The sequence below is a fragment of the Nocardioides sp. NPDC101246 genome (assembly GCF_044767415.1).
Taxonomy (GTDB): Bacteria; Actinomycetota; Actinomycetes; order Propionibacteriales; family Nocardioidaceae; genus Nocardioides.
In genome coordinates this window covers 118071-136976 of the sequence record NZ_JBIWNX010000015.1, presented here as the reverse complement: position 1 = coordinate 136976, position 18906 = coordinate 118071, and the positions used below count along the sequence as shown (strand labels likewise).

Sequence of the window (18906 nt, the reverse complement as noted above, 5' to 3'; positions counted from 1 at the left end):
GGGTAGGAGCTCAGGTGCCTGCCAGCGTCCGATGTGTCCGGCGCGGTCGGTCCGTAGCGTCGTTCTCATCCCGACGACAACGGAGACGGTGAGGACGATGACGTGGACGCAGACCCATGAGCGCTACCGGCTGCTGAACGAGGCGGAGGCCGAGTTGCGCGCCGGTTTCGCCCGCCGGCTGCCCTGGTCGCCGGCCTACGCCGAGGCGTTCGGCACTCCCGAGAGTCTGGCCCAGGCCCTGCGCCACCGGTGGCGGATCCGCTTCCAGGCGCAGCTCGACCCGACGCTCTCGCAGGAGGACTACGAGGCGACCTTCGCCGACCTGCTGGCCGACCTCGCGCCGCTCATGGGCCGGATCGGCACCCACGAGTTCAGCGAGGAGCTGGCCGATGCGTCGGCGTGAGCTGCCGAGGTCGTACGCCCGCTGGGCCCTCTCCCAGGGCATCAACCGTGCGGTGCTGAGCTTCGCGTCGAGGCGCGGTGACCCGCTCGCCGAGCTGATGTGGACGCAGGAGGTGCCGGACTACCGGCGCCTGCGGGCACGCGGCCCGATCCACATGAACCCGTTCATGGCCGGCACGGTCTCGTACGCCGCCGCCAACGAGATCCTGCGCAGCAGCGACTTCGGCGTCGGTGACGGTCAGGGTGAGCTGCCGGTGCCGCTGCGGTGGCTGCTCGGCAAGGTGAGCGCGCCCGACGTCCTGGGTCCGGTCGACCCGCCGTCGATGCTCGCCGTCGACCCACCCCTGCACACCCGCTACCGCAAGCACGTCTCGAAGGCGTTCACCGCCCGCCGGATCAGCTCGATGGCCGAGATGGTCACCGCGGTCGCCGGCGACCTGCTCGACGAGATCGACCCGCGCGAGGGGCAGGTCGACATCATCGAGGAGTACGCCGCGAAGCTTCCGATCGCCGTCATCGCCGAGCTGTTGGGGGTCCCTGCCGCGGATCGTGCCGACATCCTCCGTTGGGGCGACCAGGCCGCCGCGATCCTCGACCCGGGGCTGTCCTGGCGGGACTACTCCCAGGTCGAGACCGCGATGAGGTCCTTGCACCACTGGTTCGAGGACCACGTACGCCGCCTCCGCTCCGACCCCGGCGACGACCTCCTCAGCGCCCTGGTGATCGCCGGCGACCTCGACGACGTCGAACTCCACGCCCTCGGGCTGTTGTTGCTGGCGGCCGGTTTCGAGACCACCGTCAACCTGCTCGGCAACGCGGTCGCGGCCTTGGACGCCCACCCGTCCCAGCGCGCCCTGCTCCTCGACGATCCGTCCCTCGTCGACGGGGTCATCGAGGAGACCCTGCGCTGGGATCCGCCCGTCATGGCCACCGTCCGCGAGGCCTATGCGGCGACTCGCGTCGGTGGTGTGGACGTCGCCCGAGGCACTGCTGTCGCCGTGGTCCTCGGCGGCGCCAACCGAGACCCGTCGGTGTTCGAGGACCCCGACACGTACGACATCACCCGCCCGAACGCCGACCAGCACCTCTCCTTCTCCGCCGGCGCCCACTTCTGCCTCGGCGCCAGCCTCGCCCGCCTCGAAGCCCGCGTCGGCCTCCGCATGTTGCTCGACCGCTTCCCCGACCTGCGAGTCACAGGCGAAGCCGTACGCCGCCCCACCCGCATCCTCCGCGGCTACGCATCCCTGCCCGTCGCCCTATGAGGCGTGGTGTACTACTCCTACTGAGGCACCCGCCGGGGGTGCGATCGGAAGCCTCGGGAGGGCGAATCATGGGCGAGGGCAACGGCGAAGAGATCGCAGTCGACTACATCGCGCTCGGCCAGGTGCGGAAGGACCTGACCGCCGAGAAGGACAATGTCGTCGCTGCGAGGGACGCGATGGTTGCTCCGTCGGCCGGGATGTTCGGTGACTCGGCGGACGGGAAATACCTGTTCAGTCTGGTCAAGGAGGGCCATACGGCCATCCGCACGGCGTTGACCGAGTCCGAGACCGCGATGAACACGATGGACCAAGGCATCGAGGTCGCGGTCAAGGAGCTGGAAGGCGCCGACGCCCAGGCCGAGGCAGCTGCCCTGGTGCTTCGGAAATTCATGGAAGCCACTCAGATCATGAGCAATCCGCTGGTGCTCTTCAACAAGGACACGCTCGCAAAGGCCCGCAACCTGCCCATCTGACCCAGCCTCGGCAGCTCCGATATCAGAGCATCTTGAACGTCGGCATCACGGGACCCCAGATCGCCTCGGCCTGCTTGCGGCTGATGGTCTTGTCGAACTGCCATTCGAACACGATGTTGTACTCGCCGTCAGGGGTGACGGTGCCGTAGGCATCAAACCAATAGGCATCAGACTCGTACTGGAACCGGTAGAAGGATGTGCCGTTGATGACCTCGTTGGGAAGGCGCTTGAGATTAGCGTATCCCGCGTAGTCATTTTCCATAGCGCGCTTGGCCACCCACTCGAGCTGGTCCGCTTGGTCGCCCCCGGCCAAGTTTCCGACCCCGACGGTGGCCGAACCGGGCGGGAAGCCAACCGCATCTTTCGGGGCCGACAACGTGTCCAAAGCGTCAGTGCTGGACTTGACGGTCCAATCTGCGGGGACAGAGATCTCGGCCACATCTTCGAGAGCCACGGTCTGCCAGTCCGAAGGCACAGTCGGTGCAGTGGATTCCGCGGTCGATGACGGGCTTGCTGAAGCGGAGGTCGGTTCCCCTGCGGGGTCCTCGTTCGCCGATGAGCAGGCGGCTGCTGTCAGGGCGGCTGCGATGGCCATGGCTGCGATTGCTAAGGGCCGAGAGGTCGTCATGCGTCGAGATTAGAGCACAGTTGTTGGCGAACTCTGGCGAGATCCGTCATCGAGGTTGGGTACCGTACGCAAGTGGGGGTCGGGAGGACTCCAATCGTTTCCGGGAGGGTCTGCATGTCAGTCAAGGGTTTTTGGGCGCTCAGGCTTGATGACTATGTCCGCGGGGCTGATCCCGGTGCAATCACGACGATGACCGAGGGTTGGAACGGCGGGCGTCGTGCGTTCGGTAGTGCTGGCACGACCATGGGCAACAACGCCAGCAAGGCAGGTAACGGGTTCTCGGAAACGATGGAGTCCGGCGCTGCGATGAAGAACAGCTTGGTGGACTCTTCGAAGTTCGCGCATGAGAAGCGGGACAAGATCCGGGACGCGGAGGATGCGCTGGCAGTGGTGCGTGTGCGGATCCATGAGGCGATGATCGCCAAAGCGGAGATCGACAGCTCTCTGCCGGATTCCCACCCCGGTGTGAACGCGGCCGAATACCCGACTGACGCGAAACAGGTAGGCAAGCGGCAGGCGGAGGAAAACGAGACGGCGCTCGCACAGGCCAAGGCTGACTACGCCGCGCGCGAGGCGGCCATCGCTGATGCCGAGCGTAAGGCGGCTGCGAAGGTACAGGCGGTTGACACCTCGGTGATCGAAGCGGACCCGAAGGTTCGTGCGCTGGTCGACCCGGATGACTCGCGGCAGGAGCGCCCGTCGGGCTCGCCGACGTCGGTCCCGGGCTCCTACAGCGCCATCGCCGCGGCTCAGGCGCGGAAGGCCAAGATCAACGCCAACGGCACCTACCCCGACGGTTGGGGGTGGGAGAAGATCGAGGCCGAGGACGCGAAGATCAAGGAGTACCAGGCCGAGAACCGTCCGGAGTGGGACAACAAGAACGGCCAGTGGATCAACGCTGATGGATCACCGGCTCCCGCGACCTCGTACGCGATGGTCGAGACGGCGGACGGTTTGGCACCGCTCAGTGGAGGCGCCGGCGGCGCCACCGCGCTCGCTGTGGGTGCTGGCGGCGCGCTGCTCGGTGCCGGTGTCGCGAAGGCGATCGCCAGCAAGTTCGGCGCTGGTGCGTCGGCGAAGGCGGCTACTGCCAGCGCCACCTCGAGGTCAGCCGCGGCCAGGTCTGCAGCTGCTCGGGCCGGTGCCACGGGTGGTGCCCGCGCGGGCTCCGGCGCCGGTGCGGGCGCTCGCGGTGCGGGTGCCCGTGGCACGGGAGCCGGCGGCCGTGGAACCGGCGCTGGAGGTCGTGGAGCCGGCCGCGCCGGTGCTGGCGGCCGTGGTGGACCCGGCGGTGCTGGCGGCCGTGGTGGCAAGAAGAAGGACCAGAACGGCAGCCAGAACCAAGAGTGGGAAGCCGACTACACCGACGACTGGACCGAGACCGCAAGCGACGTCCTCGATCCCAACGCATCCCGTGGGTGGGTCCGTAACGAATCGCCGGACGACACCAGCGACAAAAGGGATCGTCGCTAGCGCCAACGTCGTACAAACGTGCCCTGGCATTGGGCACCGGCGCGGCCGAACTGTCGACGTACCGCCGATACGTGTAGTTTCCACCTGCCCGAGATGTGTCGGGGTCAGTCATGGACAGGAAATGCGTCTGCGAGCGCTTAGTTGCAATCGCGTGCGTTTGGCGTTGACGGATCGGCAGTTCTCGTGCCAACTTTGATTGCGCATATCTCTCCGCAAAGAACCTTACTCGGGAAGTTGGACATGAGCCTTGATCTGCGCGGCCAAGAACGGCTGCAGCGTCTGCAGGACGACTTGGGTGACACATACTTCCAGGAGGTGCCGCCGCAGCAGGGTAAGGATGATGGCGACCGCGTCTCGGTCACTCTTGACGCCGCGGTCCGATTCACTGAGGTCCGCATCGATGACTTCGCCGGTGTCAGAACGACAAGTCGATCCTTCGCGGAGGCATTCGAGCAGGCCTACGCGGCGGCGGATGGGTTGCGGGCGCAGCGCTCAGCTGAATTGAGCCCCCGCCGAAGGGAACTAGAAGAGCGAGTCGAATCTCTTCGCAGAGGAACGTTTCGATGGCGCGACCCATGGGAGCGGCGGCGACGGGGGCTCGACGCTAATGGACGACCGGTTAATGGTAGTCGCCTTCGGCCCGCATCTGCATCTGGAAGCTCCGAGAATGGCTATCTCTCGGTGTCGCTTCCTGGTGGCAGGTTCGGAGCAATGAAGGTGAGGATCGACGAGGTGTGGCTACATTCCGCGAGTGTTCGCAACATTGAACAAGCGATGCGCGAGGCGATTATCAATGCGGGAGAGTGGGCAGTATGACCATCCGGATTGATGTCGAACGACTGATCCAAGCGGCATGGGAGTTCGAATTCATGGACGAGGAACTTTCGAATGCCCGACGCGAAGTTCGCGCGGGTCTCGATAAAGGCGGATCATTCGGGCCCTTGCTCCGTGCTTCGGGCGGGCACCATGACGCCTTTATCGATCAGATGGATACGGCTCTTTCAACTGGAATCGAAACCGCTCGAGAGTATCGTAGAACTCTGCTTGCGGTCGCGCGCGACCATGGTGCGACAGATGAAGATATCAGAGGCATATTCAAAGACCTCGAGAAGAGTATTGCCCCGGAGCGTGTGAAGTGACTGAAGCGCCGATGGCATACACTGACTTTGAAAAGATGGTTCAGGACGGTCTTAATGAATTTCAAAAGAACCTCAATGCTGGAATTGAATCAGTTCAGAGGAGGTTCAATACCAAGGTTGACGAAATCTCTAATTGGGAGTGGGCCGTAAAGCCGTGGTTGGTATACACCGTTAATCGAGGCATCGATGCGCTGCAGGATGCAATTCGTGAGCTGGTCGATACATTCGAGGAGGAGGCCCCCAAGATCATTGAGAAGATCGGCGAGATCAACGGCGACCCGATCACGCTAAATCTGCTTTCGAACGGATATATCAACGCTGGGCGTGTGCTCACCGATATTGGAGATTCGTACCTACCGGATGCGATCAGCCGCGTTCAGGCTGCCTGGAGCGAGGGAGAAGGACCGGAGGCGTTTGCCCGGCAGGCTCCTAAGCAAGCCTCCGCGGCGCTGGGCGCTGCCAGCGGACTCGGGGACGCAGCAACTGCACTTGGTGACGCTTCAAGCACGATCATTTCCTCGTGGCTAGACATCCAGTCGGCAATCCTCGGATATGCTGGAGAGATTGTTGATTCGATTGAGCAGGCGGCTAGCGGTGCGCAGATCATCACACTGGAAGTTGGTCCTGCAATTAAAGTAATTCTGTCGATCTTCGTCAAGGTGGCGGAGTTGGCTAATACGCTCATCCGATACGTTGCAGAAGATGCGACTGCAGGGGCCACTGCGTGGAACGTCCTAAAGTCCGGGAACTCGCTTGAAGGTCTGATGGCAGGAAATGCTTGGCCAGAGATCAGTGGTGTGGATGGCCGTGATCTGACGAACCGGACGAAGTGGTGATAAAGATTAGAACCCTCCGGATCGCAACCGCTTCGGGTCTCTTCTTAGGATTGATGTCTAGTTTGGCGCTCGGCGGGTGCAGTGCTGAAAACGCAAATAGTGAAGTTTACCCGGCCCCGAAATTTGATGTCGACGACCTGTGCCAAGAGATCGATGACATCGATGTTTTCACCCGTACATCGAGTGAGCGATGGATTATTGGTTCTTCGACTCCGTCTTCGACTTCGGATCGTCTAATAAGCCGTCTGGAATGCGACGTTGAGGGAGACACTCCGAACGGTAGTTTTTCGTTGCGCGTCCGGGCGACAGGTTATGGTGGCGAATCGAGGTCCATAGCTAAGGAAATTGCTAATAGGAAGCCGGTAGAACTATGTGATCGAGAGCAAGAGTCTTCGATGGTGGAAGGCATATGCCGAGTGCAGTTCTCGGAGTATCTGTCGACACCGCGTGTTCAGTCGTTGAGTGTCGTTCCGGGATCGTCGATTGTCGTCGAGGTAACGGTTTCATCGACGGCAGAGGCCGATCGTCGAGAGGTCAACGGACTCGGTGACAAGGTCATCGATAAGGTTGCGACGATGACGACGGAATAAGCCATCCGATTCGAGTCGTTTCAAAATTACCTGGCAAGTCCGCTGGTCTATTTCCGCGAGATGATTTGCCCGCAAGTTCGACGGCGTGATTGACGGCTCTTTATGGTTGAGGGTCCGGCCCCACGTACGTGGGTGGATCTGAGGAGGGTTGTGGGAGCGGTGGCTCCGTGCTGCTGGCGCGGTGGCAGGACTTCTCGCGCAGGTGCTGGCGCGCGCCGAAAGGCGCTTCTGAATCACACGTCGTGCGGAGCCATGGGCGGGCGGCGCGCAACCGGCCTTGCCTGTGTCTCGATGCAATGACCGCAGGTCGATCCGTCGCCGCACCGTCATCTGTGAAGAGCCGTTAACCCTTCAGCACTCGTCATAGACGTACGCCGCGTCGTCCTGTCCGACGAGGTCGCGGTCGCGGAGGATGGTGAGAGGGGCGTGGTCGGGGCTCGAGCAGACGTCGGCGAAGGTGAGGTCGGCTTCGGCTAGCGAGTCGGGGTATTCGATCTGGAGTACGTGGTCGCCGTAGACGTCGGTGTAGGCGGCGCACTCGGAGTAGGCGCCGCACTCCTCGACGACCGCGAAGTCGAAGCCGAGGTCGTCGTGGGCGGGGCGGGCGGCTTCGGCGGCGTTCTTCTGGGCTATCGCGAGGCCCTCGTCGTGAGCTGCCGAGACGTAGGACTCGGCGAGGGCGAGGGCGCCCTCCTGCGAGATCGCGTCGAAGCGGGTCCAGGTGTCGAGGTTGTCGATCTCTACGGCGTCGAAGCCGGCGTCCGCGCAGTCCGAGATGACCGGGGCGACGACCTCGAGGATCGCCTCGCGGGCGGAGGCGGTGGAGGGGTCGAGGATGAGTTCGTCGGGCCAGTCGGGGTCGCGTACGGGCTCGCCGGAGGCATCGCGCAGCAGCGCCGATGAGTGCTCGGACCAGTCGGCGTCGGGCTGGGTCTGGAAGCCGTTGACGTAGCAGACGTTGTAGGCGCCGTCGAGGGGTGCGGCGGTGGCGTCGCGGGCGACCACGTCGATCCGGGTGCCGTCGGACAGATGGTCCGCGGTGCCGCCGAGCTGGTAGTCGAAGACGCCGTCGGTCGGCGGGAGGTCGGGAGCTGTGTCGTCGGCAGTTGGCGAAGCCGGGGAACCGCACGCCGCCAACAAGATCAGGCTCACAAGCAGAACGAGGGCCGGGCTGCCAGCGGCAGCCCGGCCCTGCGTACGTAGGCGGATCAGTGGAGGACCGTGGGAGCGGCGGCTCCGTGCTCGGCCTTGCTCTTCGGCAGGAACCACGCGGGGATGAGCGTGACCAGCACGAGGATCGCGGCGATCACGAAGGTGGTCGAGAACGCCTCGGCCATCTCTGCCGGGATGGCCTGGAAGACCTCGGGCAGCTTGGCGGGGTCGAGACCCAGCGAAGCCGCGGCCTCACCGACCTTCTGCTGGTTGGCCGGGTCGGACATGAACGACTCCAGACCGCCGGCCGAGACCCCGAGCTTGTCGGCGAGGTCGTCCGCGGCGGAGATCGAGTCCTTGCTGGACAGCGCGTTGGTGAGCAGCACCGAGAAGAGCGCGGTGCCGGCGGAGGCGGCGACCTGCTGGACGATGTTCACCAGGGTCGTACCTCGGGCGATGGTGTGCTCGCGCAGCGTCGCCTGGGCGGCGGCGAAGGTCGGCATCATCGTGGCACCCATGCCGAGGCCCATGATGAACAGCGACACGAGGAGGTACCAGTAGGGCGTGGCCTCGTCGAGCCGCGAGAACATGAACATGCCCACCGCGATCGTGGTGAGACCGCTGAGGACGATCTTGCCCGGACCGGTGCGGTCGGCGAGCATGCCGGCGATCGGCATCGTGACCATCGCGCCCAGACCCTGCGGGGCCAGCAGCAGGCCGGCGTGGAGGGCGTCCTCGCCGCGTACCTGCTGGTAGTAGAGCGGGAAGAGCAGCGAGGCACCGAAGAACGCCATCGCGAAGATCGACAGGGTGACCACCGCGACGGTGAGCTCCTTGTTGCCGAAGAGGCGTACGTCGATCAGCGGGTGGTCGTTGCGGGACGACAGCGCCCACGGGATGAACGCGGCGATCAGCACCAGGCCCGCCACCATGAAGGAGAGCACCTTGGCGTCCAGGAACGTGCCGGCCTCGGGGATCGAGGAGACGCCGTAGAGGAACAGCGCCAGACCCGGGGACAGCAGCACCATGCCGAGGAAGTCGAAGGACTGCGACGGCTCGACGTGGTCCTTGGGCAGCGCCCGCCAGGCGTAGACCAGCGCGATGACGCCGATCGGGATGTTGATCAGGAAGATCCAGTGCCACGAGGCCGAGTCGATCAGCGCGCCACCGATGATGGGGCCGAGGATCGGGCCGAGGAGCATGGGTACGCCCAGGATCGCCATCACCCGACCGACCCGCTCGGGGCCGGCGGCGCGCGTCAGGATCGTCATGCCGAGCGGCATCAGCATGCCGCCGCCGAGGCCCTGGAGTACGCGGAAGCCGACCAGCATCGGCAGCGTGGTGGCCAGTGCGCACAGCGCCGAGCCGAGCGCGAAGAGCACGATCGCGGTCATGTAGAGGCGTTTGGTGCCGAACCGGTCGGCGGCCCAACCGGTCAGCGGGATCACCGTCGCAAGGGCGAGGGTGTAGCCGGTCATCGTCCAGGCGACCTCGGCAGAGGTGGCGTCGAACTCGCGCTGGAAGGTCTCCAGTGCGACGGAGACGACGGTGATGTCGAGGATCGACATGATCGATCCGAGCACTACGACGCCTGCGACGATCAGCACGCTCTTGTCGAGGTGGTCGTCCGGCGCCTTCTCAGGCTTGGCAGAAGTTTCTGTCACGGGTTGACAGCCTACGTGTGGGTTGATAAGTCCCCTAGCCATTATTCGCATTTGAATGGTGACCTGGCTCACCCAACATGCTCACCCGCCGCCTTACCGCGACGCACGGCCGCGGCGAGCATGAGGGTCTTGATCGCTCGGTAGACCGGGCGGATCAGCCAGCCGGGCAGCGTGCCGTGGCGCTCCTCCTCCCAGACCCGCGCCCGCGGGTGGGACTGGAGCAGCCGGTCCACCAGCGCTGGTGAGCCTGCATGCGGCGGGCCGGCGAGTACGTCGATCCGGCACACGTGCTTGATGTTGGCGTATCCGTACTGCGCCGGGTTGACCAGCCGCAGCGGAGCGCCGTGATCGCCGTCGAGCGGCTGGCCGCCGAGTCGGTCGGCGAGCATTACGTCCTCGGCCAGGAGATCCTCGAGCCGGGCCACGAAGTGCTCGCCGTCGAGGCCGCGGACCATCACGTGAGTCACGGTCGTGCCCGGTGTGAGGGCCGGTGCGACGTACCGCTGATAGACGTCGGCGAAGGCGGCGCCTTCCCAGTGCAGGTCGGTCACCGACCAGCCGGCGACGCAGTGGAAGTCGGCGTCGAGCTCGCGACGGTCGGCGCCGACGAGCTCGTCCACGGAGATCTCCAGCGGGGTCGTGAGCGCGCCACCGAAGACGACTGTCGGCCGTGCGCCCACCTCGGGTGGGGGTTGATCGACGCGTCGCCCGAAGCGCGGGAAGAAGTCGATCCGCTGCTGCCCGGGCGGGAGCGCGGCGCGGGGGTGGGTGGTCTTGGTCATGTCAGTCACCGTGGCAGGGCCCCGGCATGGCGCGCCTCGACCTTCGGGCGCGATGCCCTCATCCTCGAGGATGAGAAACCGTCGGTGCTGGCGGCTACGGTCGTGTCCATGTCCTTCGTACCCGTGACCGGCCGCGCGGTCTTCCGCCCGGCGCAGCCGCCGCGGGACTCGGCCGTGGAGTTCGTGGACTCCCGGCGGTCGGTGTCGTTGCCGATGCGGGCCGCGCTGCCGGTCCTGAAGAAGGCGTACGCAGCCTCCGACCTGCATCCCTCGGTCGCGCTGGTCGCCTCGGCAGCCCATCTCGGGCTCCGGTTCGTCGCCGCGGGGCAGCTGGAGCCCGCCGATGGTTCGTGGGCGGTCCGCTACACGCCGGAGGACGAGGAGAGGGTGCGGCTGCTGGCCTCCTCGCGCGCCTATGACGACCTGGACGGTGAGGCGGCCGAGCTCCTGGTGCGCGAGGTCGTGGCGGCGGTCGCGGACGCGGTGCCGACCTCGGCGCCGAAGGCATCCGGGTCGGGCGCGTTCCGGGAGTCGTTGCAGACCCGGTTGGCGCGCTACCGGACCGATGAGGGGCCGGTGACGGCCTCGTTGCCGTCGTTGGTGCGGCTCTCCTTCCGGGTCGAGGCGCCGGAGGAGGACCTGCTCGTGGGGTCGCTGACGTTGGTGCCACAGGTGCACGACGAGGCCGACCCGCTCCACGTGGCCGATGCCGCCCGGCTGTGGGACGAGGAGGACGCCGATCACGGATTCGGCCCGCGGGCGCGTACGCATGCGCAGGTCGCTCTCCGCGGCGCCGCCGAGGCGTGGCCCGTGCTCGACCGGCTGCTCGACCAGCCGGTGCCCTCGTCCCTGACCCTGGCTGGCGACGAGGTAGCCGGCCTGCTCGAGGACGGGGTCGAGTGGCTCAAGGAGCGCGGTGTCGACGTGCTCTGGCCGCGCTCGCTGTCGCGCGACCTGACGACGTCGGTGGCAGTGGACCGCGTGGCGTCCTCGTCGACCGACGCGCGAGAGGATCTGATGCGCGAGTCGCCGCTCGGGGAGAAGGGGCTCTTCGCGTTCCAGTGGCAGCTGGCGCTCGGCGGCGAGCCGCTCGATGCCGCCGAGATGGACGCCTTGGCGGCGGCCGCGGGTCCGGTGCTGCGGCTGAGAGGGGCATGGGCGGTCGTCCATCCATCGGTTCTCCGACGCGCGCGCAAGCGGCTGCTCAAACGGATCAGCGGTGGAGAGGCGCTGGCCGTCGCGCTGACCGGTCAGGTGCCGACGGAGGTCGCCGAGGCCGCGCCGGGCGAGAAGGTGATCATCGGGGCCTCGATCGGGCGGCTTCGCGACCAGGTGATCGCGGCGACCGAGGGACCCGCCGTCGAGGTGCCGGACGGGCTGAAGGCGACGTTGCGGGGCTATCAGGTCGAGGGACTGACCTGGCTGGCCGGGATCACCTCGCTCGGGCTCGGTGGCTGTCTGGCCGACGACATGGGGCTCGGGAAGACCCTGATGACGATCGCGCTCCACCTCCATCGCCAGAACGAGCGTCCCGGGCCGACCCTGGTGGTCTGCCCGGCGAGCCTGCTGGGCAACTGGGAGGCCGAGCTCGCCCGGTTCGCGCCCGACGTGGAGGTGCGACGCCACCATGGCGCCGAGCGCGACGTCGAGGGTGCGAGCGGCGTCGTGCTGACGACGTACGGGACGATGCGGCGCGACGCCGAGCTGCTCTCGGCGGTGCCCTGGGGGCTCGTCGTCGCCGACGAGGCGCAGCACGTGAAGAACGCCTCCTCCGCTACCGCGAAGGCGCTCCGCGAGATCCCTTCGCGCGCCCGGGTGGCCCTGACCGGCACCCCGGTGGAGAACAACCTGACCGAGCTGTGGGCGCTGCTGGACTGGTGCGTGCCGGGTCTGCTCGGCAGCCGGCTGGCCTTCCGGCGCGCCTGGGCGAGCCAGATCGAGGCCGGCGCGGACGTCGGGAAGGCGAAGGAGTTCGCGGCGCTGGTCGGCCCGTTCCTGCTGCGCCGCCGCAAGTCGGACCCCGGGGTCGCTCCCGAGCTCCCGCCCAAGACCGAGACCGACCACCTGCTGTCGCTGACGCGGGAGCAGACGGTGCTCTACGAGGCCTACGTACGCGACGCGATGGCGAGGATCGAGCGGCTCGACGCCGACGACCCGCAACGTCGAGGGCTGGTCCTGAGCCTGCTCACCGGGCTCAAGCAGATCTGCAACCACCCGGCGCAGTTCTTGAAGCAGGAAGGGGGCCGGATCGTGGGGCGGTCGCAGAAGATCGACCTCCTCGACGAGCTGGTCTCGACGGTCCTGGCGGAGGACGGGGCGGTGCTGGTCTTCACCCAGTACGTCGCGATGGCTCGTCTCCTCGAGGCCCACTGGGCCGCCTCCGGTGTGGAGCACCAGTTCCTGCACGGCGGCACCCCGGTCCCGGAGCGCTCGCGGATGGTCGAGCGCTTCCAGGGCGGCGAGGTGCCGGTCTTCATGCTCTCGCTCAAGGCCGGCGGGGTCGGTCTCAACCTGACCCGCGCCGACCACGTGATCCACATCGACCGCTGGTGGAACCCCGCGGTCGAGGACCAGGCCACCGACCGGGCCCACCGCATCGGCCAGACGCGTACGGTCCAGGTGCATCGGCTCATCACCCAAGGCACCGTCGAGGAGCGGGTCGCGGAGCTGCTGCAGCGCAAACGAGTGCTGGCGGACGCGGTCCTCGGGGGCGGCGAGGCCGCCTTCACCGAGCTCTCCAACGCCGAGCTTCGCGAGCTGGTGAAGCTCGGCCCCCAGAAGCGCCGAAAACGTCGCCGGATCGCCTCATGAGCAGGGCGGCATGAGCAAGGCGCTGACCTTCGCCCGCGAGCCGCACCGGCGTGGGATGGTGCGGGTCGAGTCGTGGTGGGGTCGGGCGTTCCTGCGGGCGATCGAGGAGCTGGCGTACGACGACAACCAGCTCTCCGGTGCCCGGGCGCTGGCCCGCTCGGGGCGGATCGGCGGGCTGGTCGTCGAGGCCGGCCGGTTCGCGGCCGCGGTCGAAGACGAGCGCGGGCTGTGGACGCTGACCGGCACGGTTCCGGTGCTGGACGGGAACTCCGTCGCTGCGCTCGCCGAGGTCCTCGGTGCTTCGCCCGACCGGGCCGAGGCTCTCCTGGTCGGCGAGCTGCCGCTGGACGTGGCCGAGCACGCCGAGGAGGCCGGGGTCGAGCTGGTTCCCTACGGCGACGAGCTCGCGGTGACGTGCACGTGCGGGCACTGGCACGCGGTGTGCGGCCACTCGCTCGCGGTGCTCCATCAGCTCTGCTGGACGGTCGACCGCGATGCCTCCGTCCTGCTCCATCTGCGTGGCGCGGAGCGTGAGGAACTGCTGGGGCTTCTGCGGAGCGGCCTGCCCCAGCAGCTGGACGAACGGCCGTCGGGCGAGGCGACCCGCGACCAGGTCGACGACGTCGAGATCGCGCTCGACGCGGTGCTCCGGGCACGCCACCTGCTCGAGGAGTGAGATGGCCCTGGAGCTGACGCGATAGCCTGGCGGAATGACCTCGGCCCCGACCAAGACCAGGCGCGAGCAGATTCTGGACACCGCGGCCGAGCTCTTCGCGGCCCGCGGCTTCCACGGCGTCTCCGTCTCCGAGCTCGGCGCGGCCTGCGGGATCTCCGGCCCGGCGCTCTACAAGCACTTCCCGAGCAAGGACGCGATGCTCGCCGAGATGCTCGTCTCGATCTCCCAGGAGCTGCTCCGCGAAGGACGCGCCCGGGTGAAGGGCGCGTCGAGCACTGCCGGGGCCATCGAGGCGCTGATCGACTGGCACGTCGACTTCGCGCTGCGCGACCGGGCCCTGATCGTCGTCCAGGAGCGTGACTGGCAGTCGCTCCCGCACGAGGCGCGCGAGCAGGTGCGCACCCTGCAGCGGAAGTACGTCGACCTCTGGGCCGACCAGCTCCGCGACCGCAACCCGGCGCTGGCCCTCGACAGCGCTCGTGCCATGGCCCACGCGGTCTTCGGCCTCATCAACTCGACCCCTCACAACCGGGTCCTTCCCGAGGAATCCACCCGTGCCGTGCTCACCAAGATGGCCCGAGGTGCCCTCGCCGAGTAGGCATCGGCAGAGGGTGACTTCGGTGTGGGGCTTGTCACGCGAGGTTAATGAACGTTAACCTCGCTCCATGGCGGCGAATCTGCGCGAGCTGACACTCGAGCTGCGAGAGCGGCTCGAGCGCGTACGGCAAGGGGGGAGCGAACGCTCCCGGCAACGGCACACCGATCGCGGGAAACTGATTCCGCGAGACCGGGTGGACGGGCTCCTCGACCCCGGGTCACCGTTCCTGGAGGTGAGTCCGCTGGCGGCGTACGGGATGTACGACGACGGCGACGAGTGGGCGGTGCCGTCCGCGGGGGTGATCGCCGGGATCGGTCTGGTCGCCGGCCGCAAGTGCATGGTCGTCGCGAACGACGCGACCGTGAAGGGCGGCACCTACTACCCGCTGACGGTCAAGAAGCACCTGCGGGCGCAGACGATCGCCGCGGAGAACAACCTCCCGTGCATCTACCTCGTCGACTCCGGCGGCGCGTTCCTGCCGAAGCAGGACGAGGTCTTCCCTGACCGTGAGCACTTCGGCCGGATCTTCTTCAACCAGGCCAACATGTCCGCCCGCGGGATCCCACAGATCGCCTCGGTGATGGGCTCGTGCACCGCCGGTGGTGCCTACGTGCCGGCGATGAGCGACGAGACCGTGATCGTGCGCGACCAGGGCACGATCTTCCTCGGCGGGCCGCCGCTGGTGAAGGCGGCGACGGGCGAGGAGGTCACCGCGGAGGAGCTCGGCGGCGGGCTCGTCCACGCGTCGAAGTCGGGCGTCGTCGACCACCTGGCCGACGACGACAAGCACGCGCTCGAGATCGTCCGCGGGATCGTCTCGACCCTGCCGGAGCAGGAGACGCGGACGACGACGTACGACGAGCCGGTCGAGTCTCCTGAGACGCTCGCCGACGTGGTACCCGCCGACACGAAGACCCCCTATGACGTACGCGAGGTGATCCGCCGCATCGTCGACGGCTCCCGCTTCCAGGAGTTCAAGCAGCTCTACGGCGAGACGCTGGTCTGCGGGTTCGCCCACATCGAGGGGCAGCCGGTCGGGATCGTCGCCAACAACGGCATCCTCTTCTCCGAGTCGGCGCTCAAGGGCGCTCACTTCGTCGAGCTGTGCAACCAGCGCGGCATCCCGCTGGTGTTCCTGCAGAACATCACCGGGTTCATGGTCGGCAAGGAGTACGAGAACAACGGCATCGCCCGCGACGGCGCCAAGCTCGTCACCGCGGTCGCCTGCTCGGTGGTCCCGAAGTTCACCGTCGTCATCGGCGGGTCCTACGGCGCCGGCAACTACGGCATGTGCGGGCGTGCGTACGACCCGCGGTTCCTGTGGATGTGGCCCAACGCGCGGATCTCGGTCATGGGCGGCGAGCAGGCCGCATCGGTGCTCGCGACGGTCGCCGGCAAGCCGGACGACGAGGAGTTCAAGGCGCCGATCCGGGACCAGTACGAGACCCAGGGCTCGCCCTACTACGCCACCGCGCGTCTGTGGGATGACGGGATCATCGACCCCGCCGACACCCGACGGGTGCTGGCGATGGGGCTCGCGGTGGCGGCGAACGCGCCGACGCCCGAACCCCGCTACGGAATCTTCAGGATGTGACTGGGATGTTTGAGTCAGGGATGTTCGAGAGTGTTCTGGTCGCCAACCGCGGCGAGATCGCGCGACGCGTCTTCCGCACCTGCCGTGAGCTGGGGATCCGGACGGTCGCGATCTACACCGCGCTCGACGCGGATGCGCCCCACGTACGCGACGCCGACGAGGCCGTCGAGGTCGCGTCCTACCTCGACGCCGACGCGGTGGTCGCGGCTGCTGCCGAGGCAGGTGCCGCGGCCGTCCACCCGGGCTACGGGTTCCTCTCCGAGCGGGCGGAGTTCGCGCGGGCGGTGGCGAAGGCGGGGCTGACCTGGGTCGGCCCGACGCCCGAGGTGATCGAGCAGATGGGCCGCAAGGACGCGGCCCGGGAGATCGCGGTCGCCGCCGGCGTACCCGTGGTTCCGCGGGGCGAGGACAGCCCCTACCCGCTGCTGGTCAAGGCCGCGGCGGGTGGCGGCGGCAAGGGCATGCGGATCGTCCGCTCGTCGGAGGAGCTCGACGAGGCCCGCGCGGCGGCCGCCCGCGAGGCGCTGAGCGCGTTCGGCGACGAGACCCTCCTGATCGAGAAGTACGTCGAGCGGGGCCGTCACATCGAGGTGCAGGTCTTCGGTGACACCCACGGCAACGTCATCCACCTCTTCGAGCGCGACTGCTCGACCCAGCGTCGCCACCAGAAGGTGATCGAGGAAGCTCCGGCTCCGACGCTCACCGACGAGCAGCGGAACCTGGTCCTGACCAGCGCCGTCGCGCTCGCCCGCCAGGTCGACTACACCGGCGCCGGGACCGTCGAGTTCCTGCTCGACGACGCCACCGGCGACGCCTACTTCCTGGAGATGAACACCCGTCTCCAGGTCGAGCACCCGGTGACCGAGGAGATCACCGGTGTCGACCTCGTCGCGCTCCAGCTCCGGGTCGCTGCCGGTGAGCCGCTGGGCATCGCCCAGGACGACGTACGCGTCGACGGCCACGCCATCGAGGTCCGGGTCTACGCGGAGGACGCCTTCGAGGGCTTTCTGCCGCAGGCCGGCCGGACCTCGATCGTGCGCTGGCCCGAGGGTGCTCGGGTGGAGCACGCGCTGGAGAGCGAGCAGGTGGTCAGCACCGCCTACGACCCGATGCTCGCCAAGGTCATCGTCCACGGCACCGACCGCGAAGAGGCCCGTGCGGCGATGGTCAAGGCGCTCGACGCGACCGCCGTCCTCGGACTGACCACCAACACCGGCTTCCTGCGCGTGCTGGCCGCCTCGGACGCCTTCCGTGACGCGGAGATCGACACCGCCTGGCTCGACCGCAACGAGGTGCCCGCACCCGACTCCGAGGTCCCGCGCGCGCTCGTCGCCTGGGTCAGCGCGATGCTGTCGGCGGCGTCGGACACCACGACGCCGTTCCGTGCCGACGGCTGGCGGCTCGCCGGCTCACCGGCGCCGACCGTCGTCGACCTCGACCGCAGCGTCACCGTCGACCGCCCCTCCGGCCGCGTCGCCAGTGATGTCGCCAGTCACCTCGTCCGGCAGCTCAGCGCGGCCGACCACGTGCTCGTGGCCATCGTCGACGGCGTACGCCACTGGGCGGCCATCAACGTCCAGACCGGCCTCGCCGAGATCGTCCACCAAGGACACCGCTTCGACTTCTCCCCTCCCGACCGCGTCGCCGGCGCCGCCGCCCACCACAGCGACGGCGCCGTCGAGGCCAAGATGCCCGGCACCGTCATCGACGTCCGCGTCCAGGTCGGCGACACCGTCGACGAGGGCCAGGTCCTCGGCGTCATGGAGGCGATGAAGATGGAGGTCTCCCTCAAGGCCCCGTTCGCCGGCACCGTGACCGTGGTCGGTGTCGGTGCCGGCTCCCAGGTACCGCTCGGGGCGGAGCTGTTCGTGGTGGAGCCGGCCGATGACTGACCTCCCCGCGGTCGTGCCCCACGACGACCTCCCGAACAGGATCACGATCTACGAGGTCGGTGCACGGGACGGCCTGCAGAACGAGCAGACGGCGATCGACACCGGCGTCAAGGCCGACCTGATCACTCGGCTGCTCGATGCCGGGCTGAGCCCGGTGGAGGCGACGAGCTTCGTGCACCCGAAGTGGGTGCCGCAGCTGGCCGACGCGAAACAGCTCATGGAGGAGCTGGTCGACCGGCTCGGCGACAGGGCGCGGGAGCTCCCGGTGCTCGTCCCCAACGAGAAGGGTCTCGACCGCGCGCTCGAGCTGGGGCTGCGGCACATCGCGGTCTTCGGCAGCGCGACGGAGACCTTCGCCAACAAGAACCTCAACCAGACCTTCGACGGTCAGTGGGCGATGTTCGAGCCGACGATGGCTCGGGCCAAGGACGCCGGGATGACCGTCAGGGGCTATCTGTCGATGTGCTTCGGCGACCCCTGGGAGGGCCGGGTTGAGATCGCGAAGGTGGTCGAGGCTGGCAAGCGGCTCCTGGATCTCGGCGCCGACGAGCTCAGCCTCGGGGACACGATCGGCGTCGCGACCGCCGGCCACGTGAAGGCGCTGATCGGAGCCTTCACAGCAGAAGGCGTCCCGACCGACCGGCTCGCGCTGCACTTCCACGACACCTACGGCCAGGCCTTGGCCAACACCCTCGCCGGCCTCCAGTCCGGCGTGACCACCTACGACGCCAGCGCCGGCGGTCTGGGCGGTTGTCCGTACGCCAAGAGCGCGACCGGCAACCTGGCCACCGAGGACCTGCTCTGGATGCTCGACGGCCTGGGGATCGAGCACGGTGTCGATCTCGGCAAGGTCGCTGACACGAGCCGTTGGCTCGCCGACCACCTCGGCCGGCCGAGTCCCTCGGCCGTCGTACGTGCCTTGCGGGGCTAGCTG

General features: G+C 67.6%; 17 protein-coding genes. 13 read left to right on the top strand and 4 right to left on the bottom strand.

All coding sequences use genetic code 11. From position 1 onward, the window contains the following. Nucleotides 1-97 precede the first annotated feature (97 nt). From ACIRON_RS24840 to ACIRON_RS24830, 3 genes are all read left to right on the top strand, one after another. Nucleotides 98-403 (top strand): hypothetical protein, encoded by a 306-nt coding sequence (locus tag ACIRON_RS24840; protein ID WP_402996490.1) that lies wholly within the window; start codon nt 98-100, stop codon nt 401-403. Further along, entirely contained in the window at nt 390-1664 is a 1275-nt protein-coding gene (locus tag ACIRON_RS24835; RefSeq protein ID WP_402996488.1) for a cytochrome P450, read from the top strand. The genes ACIRON_RS24840 and ACIRON_RS24835 overlap by 14 nt, the downstream gene beginning before the upstream one ends. Before the next feature lie 68 nt (nt 1665-1732). Next, on the top strand, nt 1733-2137 hold the full coding sequence (locus ACIRON_RS24830; protein WP_402996486.1) for a hypothetical protein: 405 nt from the start codon (nt 1733-1735) through the stop codon (nt 2135-2137). Between the two features lie 22 nt (nt 2138-2159). Here ACIRON_RS24830 and ACIRON_RS24825 read toward each other — a convergent pair whose 3' ends face one another. Beyond that, complete coding sequence (locus tag ACIRON_RS24825) at nt 2160-2732, bottom strand: hypothetical protein (protein ID WP_402996484.1); 573 nt, start codon at nt 2730-2732, stop codon at nt 2160-2162. A gap of 147 nt (nt 2733-2879) precedes the next feature. Here ACIRON_RS24825 and ACIRON_RS24820 point away from each other — a divergent pair, with 147 nt between their 5' ends. The 4 genes from ACIRON_RS24820 to ACIRON_RS24805 all read left to right on the top strand — a co-directional run bounded on the left by ACIRON_RS24820 (nt 2880) and on the right by ACIRON_RS24805 (nt 6213). Continuing rightward, on the top strand, nt 2880-4238 hold the full coding sequence (locus ACIRON_RS24820; RefSeq protein ID WP_402996482.1) for a hypothetical protein: 1359 nt from the start codon (nt 2880-2882) through the stop codon (nt 4236-4238). 240 nt (nt 4239-4478) lie between these two features. Beyond that, nucleotides 4479-5054 (top strand): hypothetical protein, encoded by a 576-nt coding sequence (locus tag ACIRON_RS24815; protein ID WP_402996480.1) that lies wholly within the window; start codon nt 4479-4481, stop codon nt 5052-5054. Further along, complete coding sequence (locus ACIRON_RS24810; protein WP_402996478.1) at nt 5051-5377, top strand: hypothetical protein; 327 nt, start codon at nt 5051-5053, stop codon at nt 5375-5377. Before ACIRON_RS24815 ends, ACIRON_RS24810 begins: the two co-directional genes overlap by 4 nt. An 11-nt stretch (nt 5378-5388) precedes the next feature. Next, nucleotides 5389-6213 (top strand): hypothetical protein, encoded by an 825-nt coding sequence (locus ACIRON_RS24805; RefSeq protein WP_402996476.1) that lies wholly within the window; start codon nt 5389-5391, stop codon nt 6211-6213. Between the two features lie 941 nt (nt 6214-7154). Here ACIRON_RS24805 and ACIRON_RS24800 read toward each other — a convergent pair. From ACIRON_RS24800 to ACIRON_RS24790, 3 genes are all read right to left on the bottom strand, one after another. Continuing rightward, entirely contained in the window at nt 7155-7955 is an 801-nt protein-coding gene (locus ACIRON_RS24800) for an endo alpha-1,4 polygalactosaminidase (protein WP_402996474.1), read from the bottom strand. Nucleotides 7956-8011: 56 nt separating this feature from the next. Then, nucleotides 8012-9619 (bottom strand): DHA2 family efflux MFS transporter permease subunit, encoded by a 1608-nt coding sequence (locus ACIRON_RS24795; protein ID WP_402996472.1) that lies wholly within the window; start codon nt 9617-9619, stop codon nt 8012-8014. 68 nt (nt 9620-9687) lie between these two features. Further along, nucleotides 9688-10401 (bottom strand): molybdopterin-dependent oxidoreductase, encoded by a 714-nt coding sequence (locus tag ACIRON_RS24790; protein ID WP_402996470.1) that lies wholly within the window; start codon nt 10399-10401, stop codon nt 9688-9690. 108 nt (nt 10402-10509) lie between these two features. On the opposite strand from ACIRON_RS24790, the gene ACIRON_RS24785 reads away from it, so the two are divergent. The 6 genes from ACIRON_RS24785 (at nt 10510) to ACIRON_RS24760 (ending at nt 18903) form a co-directional block, all read left to right on the top strand. Continuing rightward, on the top strand, nt 10510-13212 hold the full coding sequence (locus ACIRON_RS24785; protein WP_402996468.1) for a DEAD/DEAH box helicase: 2703 nt from the start codon (nt 10510-10512) through the stop codon (nt 13210-13212). Between the two features lie 10 nt (nt 13213-13222). Next, the gene (locus ACIRON_RS24780; RefSeq protein ID WP_402996466.1) at nt 13223-13888 is read left to right on the top strand and encodes a hypothetical protein; all 666 of its coding nucleotides are present in this window, start codon (nt 13223-13225) and stop codon (nt 13886-13888) included. A gap of 34 nt (nt 13889-13922) precedes the next feature. Continuing rightward, the gene (locus ACIRON_RS24775) at nt 13923-14486 is read left to right on the top strand and encodes a TetR/AcrR family transcriptional regulator (RefSeq protein WP_402996464.1); all 564 of its coding nucleotides are present in this window, start codon (nt 13923-13925) and stop codon (nt 14484-14486) included. Between the two features lie 67 nt (nt 14487-14553). Beyond that, complete coding sequence (locus ACIRON_RS24770) at nt 14554-16080, top strand: carboxyl transferase domain-containing protein (RefSeq protein WP_402996462.1); 1527 nt, start codon at nt 14554-14556, stop codon at nt 16078-16080. A gap of 20 nt (nt 16081-16100) precedes the next feature. Further along, on the top strand, nt 16101-17972 hold the full coding sequence (locus tag ACIRON_RS24765) for an acetyl/propionyl/methylcrotonyl-CoA carboxylase subunit alpha (protein ID WP_402996460.1): 1872 nt from the start codon (nt 16101-16103) through the stop codon (nt 17970-17972). After that, a complete protein-coding gene (locus ACIRON_RS24760; protein ID WP_402996458.1) occupies nt 17965-18903 on the top strand; it encodes a hydroxymethylglutaryl-CoA lyase in 939 nt (312 codons plus the stop codon). The genes ACIRON_RS24765 and ACIRON_RS24760 overlap by 8 nt, the downstream gene beginning before the upstream one ends. Nucleotides 18904-18906 lie beyond the last annotated feature (3 nt).